At 57.4% G+C, this 5,252-nt stretch carries 3 protein-coding genes; all 3 read right to left on the bottom strand.

Features of this window, described 5'->3' with window-relative positions:
• Positions 1 to 17: 17 nt before the first annotated feature.
• From MJ257_RS24255 to MJ257_RS24265, 3 genes are read right to left on the bottom strand one after another with little or no spacing between them, the layout of a single operon-like run.
• Entirely contained in the window at positions 18 to 2,753 is a 2,736-nt protein-coding gene (locus tag MJ257_RS24255) for an alpha-mannosidase (RefSeq protein ID WP_240271750.1), read from the bottom strand.
• Between the two features lie 49 nt (positions 2,754 to 2,802).
• Entirely contained in the window at positions 2,803 to 3,801 is a 999-nt protein-coding gene (locus MJ257_RS24260; protein WP_240271751.1) for a glycoside hydrolase family 130 protein, read from the bottom strand.
• A gap of 24 nt (positions 3,802 to 3,825) precedes the next feature.
• Complete coding sequence (locus tag MJ257_RS24265) at positions 3,826 to 5,145, bottom strand: glycoside hydrolase family 125 protein (protein WP_240271752.1); 1,320 nt, start codon at positions 5,143 to 5,145, stop codon at positions 3,826 to 3,828.
• Between the last annotated feature and the right edge of the window lie 107 nt (positions 5,146 to 5,252).

The following is a 5,252-nucleotide window of genomic DNA, read 5'->3' on the forward strand; positions in this document are numbered from 1 at the left end:
ACTAGGGATCTCTCGACTTAACGGCGAATCCCGATCGTCACGATCTCGCATGGGCCGGCCAGAAGCGACAGGCAGCCTGCCGCGCTCTTAGCCAGCGGCGCCGCGTCCTCTTCGAGAATTGTCGTTTTATAGAAATTCTCATGCGGAATGTTCAAACCAAGCGTCAGCTCCGAAGACTGCTTGCTCATGTTGTACCAACGTAGCAGCAGGTCGCCGGTCGCTTCGTTCATTTTGAGCGAGGAGAACGCCAGCTCCTGGCCTTCCCATTGGAACGGTGCATACGCCGGGGTCAACGTTCCCTCATGCATTTCCGTTTGGCTGACCGTCCACGGAATCTGGAACTGGTACGCCTCCGTAAACGCGCCGGACGCGATGCCATCGCCGTTATGCGGGATCAGCTCCATCCGTGCGGTGTGCACGCCCAGGCACTGGGCTTCCGGCGTCGGGAACAAGCCCCAATCGCCGAGTTCACCTACGGAGCGAAGCAGCGTGACCGCGATCGTGTTCCTTCCGTCGCGCAGTACCTCGTATTCGTTCAAGCCAAGGTTGGCAACCGTTAAACCGGCTCCCTCGCCGCTGACGTCGACGAACGCTTGCTGATGCTGGGTGTTACTTGGATTTTCCCATTCCGGCGCCGGTTCGATGCTGCGTTCGGCGACTTCGAACATCGAATCCACCTGATGCACCGATGCTTTGAGATCGGTCGGGAACAAAGCGCGAATCCGATGGTCCTTCGCCGTATTGTCGATTGTCGTTTCGATGTGAACGCCTTTGCCGGCGGCCTCCAGCGAAATGACCGTGCGAAGCTTCAAGGTTGTCAGCTTGCTGCTGCGCTGTGCTTTGCGGTATGGATAGTACACCAGCTCGCGCATCTCCTCGTCCAGCTTCTCATCGGCGGACACCGGAATCTCCCAGTCATGGCAGACTTCCACGGAAGCGCGGTACGGGGCATCCTCCAACACGCGGATTTGCGCCGCCAACCCTTTCGTGGTCAATGCTTTCTCGCCCTCCGGCTGCTTGTACATGTATTCGTTACCGATATCGCCGGTATTCTCATACACGCCAAGATCACGGTACACCTGACCGGTCGCTTTGTCGGTCATCACAAAAGAGCCGTCTTCCGCGATTTCCACCTTCAGGTTTGCATTCTCCATCACCCGGTGACCGGTGAACAACGAAGCCGTCTTTGCAGTTGCCGCGGCCGATTTGCGGCGCACCCACGCGTAGGTGCGCAGACCCAGTGCAGCGACATCCGCCGCCTGGAACGTCAGCTTCACGCGGCGGCACATGTACGGCTGGCGGAACTTGTCGTCCGGCAAGTCGTAGCCGAACAGCAGCCCGAGATCCTCCACCGTGCAAGGCACCGTGTTCCCCTGCTCGTCGACCAGCTCGCGGCCCGACAGGTCCACCGCCTTCATGCGGCGGCCGGTTTCCTCCAGGCCGAGGCCGTCGCGCAAATACAGGCGAGCGGCGTCCAGCTCGATAGACACCGTGCCCGTACGGCTCCAGCCGGTCGTATTGAACACGACCAGCGGCAACGGGTCTTCGCCATATCCGGCGAAGACGGAGGTGTTCACCGCATCCGCGATCACCCGCTTGCTGTCGTCGATGAGCGCCTCGGCAACGTGGCGGCTCTTGGCGAAGCGGGTGACCATCTCGCGGTGAACCTCGTCTACGCTGCATCCGCAGATGCTGTCATGCGGATGGTTTTGCATCAACGTTTTCCAAGCATAGGTAAACAAGTGATGCGGGTAATCCTTCCCGAGCAGGTTCGCCATCGAGGCGAGCGGCTCGGCGACTTTTTCCAGCAGGGCTTGGCCTTCCTGATTCATCTGCTTCAGGTAGACACGCGCTGAGGCCGTGTTCACCAGCGTGCCCCAGCCGTCCGTGCGCTGGCTGCGCAGCTCGCCCTTCACGGTGGACAGCTCGCGACCTTCCAGTGCGGTTTCCAGCTCGTTCAGATATTCCGGGAAGTTCGAATGAACGAACTTCGTGTCCGGGTACAGCTTCTCGGCTGTACGGATCGCTTCCGGCAGGTCCAACTGCAGCGGTTGATGGTCGCAACCGTTCATGAACAACAGCTCGCCGGTGGCTGCGTATTTCTCCGCGTCGGCCAGCTTCCGATCCCAGAATGCCTTCGCTTCCGCCTCATCCACCGGCACTTCGTTGCCGTTGGAATACCAGTTGGCGAACAGGATCCCAAGCACCTTGGAACCATCGGGACCTTCCCAGATCAGCTCCGAAAAGGAGGACTCGTACCCGCCGTCGGATACGGTATTGTTGAAGCCGGTCGGCTTCACGCCGCGGCCGAAAAAGGCGTTGCTAATGCCGGACTGCTGCATCAGCTGCGGGATTTGCCCGACCAGGCCGAAGGTGTCGGGGAAATAGCCGATTTTCGCCGGCGCGCCGTACTTTTTCGCGTCCTGGTGACCAATTTGCATGTTCCGGACATTCGCTTCCCCGCTCGTCAGGAACGCATCCTGCAAAATATACCAAGGCCCGATCAGGATACGGCCTTCACGGATGTATTTTTCCAGGCGTTCCTTGTTCTCCGGCCGTACCTGCAGGTAATCCTCGAGAATGATCGTTTGACCGTCGAGGTAAAAGCTGCGGAACGCCGAATCGCCGTCCAGTTTATCCAGCAGCGCGTCCACCAGCTCTACCAGGCGAACGTGATGCTTCTCATAAGGCAAATACCATTCCCGATCCCAGTGCGTATGGGAAATGATATGGGCCGTTCTCTGCTTGCTCATTTATCTAACCCCCCACTTTCCTCCGTGGCTTGTCATCCTCGAAGACGGCTTACGCTTCCGTCTCCAGCGGATATTCTTCCATGTATTTCAACAGCTCGTCCACGGTGGTGAACGCGAGGCCGGTCACCGTATCGGCACAGCCGTAGTAGATGGCGATCCGGCCGGTTTCGGCGTCGGTCAACGCCGCGCACGGGAAGGTCACGTTCGGCACGTCGCCAACCAATTCATACAGCTCTTCCGGGCCGAGGATATAGTTGCGCGAACGCGCTTTGACGATCCATGGCTTGTCGATGTCGAGCAGGGCGCAGCCCATGCGGTATACGAAACCGTTGCAAGTATTGATAACGCCGTGGTAGATCAGCAGCCAGCCTTGGTCGGTTTCGATCGGAACCGGCCCCGGGCCGATTTTTTTCGATTGCCATGCGGAAGCGTCGCCGTTAATCGTCCCCATGACGTAGCGGTGTTTGCCCCAGAACGTCAAGTCCGGGCTGACGCTGTAGAAAATATCGCCGAACGGCGTATGGCCCGTGTCGCTCGGACGGCTAACCATCGCGTAGTAACCGTCGATTTTGCGCGGGAATAACACGCCATTACGGTTGTACGGAAGGAAGGCGTTCTCCAACTGATGGAACGTCTTGAAGTCGGTCGTGTAAGCAATCCCGATCGTCGGGCCATGGTAGCCGTTACACCAGGTGATATAGTAGCGGTCGCCGATTTTGCATACGCGCGGGTCATAACGGTATTCGCGTTTGGTGATCTCCTCGTCGCCTTCGAATTGAATCGGCTCGTGGTTGATCTTCCAGTTCACGCCGTCGTCGCTGAACCCTGCAAAAATGTCCATGCTGACCGAACGGGAATCGCAGCGGAACACGCCGGCAAATCCGCCTTCAAAAGGCACGACCGCGGAGTTGAATACGCTGTTGGAGTTCGGGATCGCGTGGCGCTGAATGATCGGGTTTTGGGAGTAACGCCAAACCGGTGCATTCGAGCCGGCCGGTTTGTCTTGCCAAGGGATATTTTTTAAGGCTTCGCCGATAATTTTGCTCATGGTCAAGTCTCCTTTGGATTGGGTTTACAAAATACCTTCCTGCATCGCGCGGTACACCAGCTGCGAGAACAAGCTGTTCGACCAGGCGAACCATTTGCGCGTAAACGTGTTCGGATCGTCGGCGTGGAAGCCTTCATGCATATAGCCGGTACCGGCGTCGGTCGCCTCCAGCATCGCGATCATTTCCAGCTTCTCTTCCTTCGTTTGCGCCGTGATGCCCTGCATCGACAAGGCCATATGCCAGATGTAATTCTCCGGAGTATGAGGGCTGCCGATGCCTTTGGCGGCTTTGCCTTCGAAGTAGAACGGGTTTTCTTTGCTCAGGGCAAAGCGCCGCGTATTTTGATAGATTGGATCGTCCGCGCCAACGTAACCCAGATACGGAATGGACATCAGACCCGGCGTGCCGGCGTCATCCATCAGGCAGTAATTGCCGAAACCGTCGGTTTCGTAAGCGTAAATCGGACCGAATTCCGGATGGCGGTAAATCCCGTACAGCTGGATGCCGTGGTCGACCTCGAACTCCAGCTCCTTCAGCTCGGCCAGGAATTCCATGTCGCGGAAGACCCATTCGGCGAATTCCTGCATTTGACGCAGCGCCACGACCGCAAACATGTTGCCCGGAACGTTGTAATGGAAATCGCAGGCGTCGTCGCTGGAACGGAAGCCCGACCAGATCATTCCCGTATAGTTCACCGGCATGCCCAAACCGTTGTTCCGCAAGGAATCGGTTGGGATCCCGTTGTTGCGGGTAAAGCGGTAAGGCGATTGCTCGAAGTGATGCTGCTCGGTTTTGAACAGCTCGTAGATTTTCCGCATTGCGGCTTTAAAGCCGGCGTCAAAAATATCGGTCAGCTCGGTTTCCTTCCAATACGTATAAGCCAAGCGGACCACGAAGCACAAGGAATCGATTTCGAATTTGCGCTCCCAAACCCAAGGGGACATCTCCGTTACGTCGGTCGTGTTCCAGTGCCAATCGTTGGCCGATTCGTTAAACGCGTTGGCGTACGGATCGATATGCACATAGTTGATATGGCGTTTGATCAACCCGCTGATGATCCGCTGCAAATCGGGATCGTTCTTGGCGAACGGCACGTAGTGGATCACCTGCTCCACGGAGTCGCGCAGCCAAGAGGCCGGGATGTCGCCGGTGATGACGAAGGTGGTTCCGTCGTCCATCAGCTTGGTTGTCGTTTCCAGCGTGTTCGGAAAACAGTTCTTGAACAGCTGCAGCAATTTCGGGCGATGCGCCAGTTTCGTGTCGGCTTCGGCCAGCACGTCCTTGACGGCTTGCGGCAATTCCAGCTGCGGCATCGGTATTTTCGGGAGTCTAAATTGTTCCATGAGCTTGTCTTCTCGCTCCTTTATCGTGATTTCATTTGTGGCTTCGCTGATAACGTTTGGGGGCGGACGGCGGACAGGTGGACGAGTTGCAAATTAACGGTAAATCC

Source organism: Paenibacillus timonensis, assembly GCF_022427145.1.
GTDB lineage: Bacteria > Bacillota > Bacilli > Paenibacillales > Paenibacillaceae > Fontibacillus > Fontibacillus timonensis.

What these genes read in the sequence shown, in the direction of transcription:
- MJ257_RS24255 (WP_240271750.1), bottom strand. Translation starts at nt 2,753, where the DNA reads ATGAGCAAGCAGAGAACGGCCCATATCATTTCCCATACGCACTGGGAT.
- MJ257_RS24265 (WP_240271752.1), bottom strand. Translation starts at nt 5,145, where the DNA reads ATGGAACAATTTAGACTCCCGAAAATACCGATGCCGCAGCTGGAATTG.
- MJ257_RS24260 (WP_240271751.1), bottom strand. Translation starts at nt 3,801, where the DNA reads ATGAGCAAAATTATCGGCGAAGCCTTAAAAAATATCCCTTGGCAAGAC.